The organism is Pseudomonas oryzihabitans (genome assembly GCF_032027545.1).
GTDB lineage: Bacteria > Pseudomonadota > Gammaproteobacteria > Pseudomonadales > Pseudomonadaceae > Chryseomonas > Chryseomonas oryzihabitans_F.
Window position 1 is genome coordinate 1 of sequence record NZ_JAVSJB010000107.1, and the last position, 418, is coordinate 418.

At 57.4% G+C, this 418-nt stretch carries 1 pseudogene; it reads right to left on the reverse strand.

The annotated features are described in order from the left end of the window. Window positions 1–214 precede the first annotated feature (214 nt). Window positions 215–418: pseudogene (locus tag RND78_RS27930) on the reverse strand (shufflon system plasmid conjugative transfer pilus tip adhesin PilV); the annotation flags it as partial.

The window sequence follows — 418 nt, forward strand, 5'->3', positions numbered from 1 at the left end:
AAACGGCAAACTGCGGATACCCACTGGGGTGGCACTTTTTTCGCAGCGTCTTGGGCTTCGGGCGGTTGTGGAACAGCCAATCCCTACACGGGTGCCTGTAGCTGTCCGGTTGGCTATCAGACATACAACCAGTTCTCGATTCAGACGGGTGGGTGTGCACCCTGTATCTCTTACGGCTGCTACAAACCATGAGACAACGCGCGTGCTCAATGTCCTAGAACTTGCAACAGAAGATGGTTGCGTAGTCGTTTTGGCCAATCACTAGTCCCGGCTTGCTGGCTCCCCGCCACCCGCTGCCCGTCGTATCCCATCCAGTCTTGGTATAGCCGGCGGGGCATGAATAGGTCGTGACATCATCGGCGCTATAGCCGGGGATGTTGTACGCCGCGCACGTTGGCGAACTTCCTCCATTGCGCCG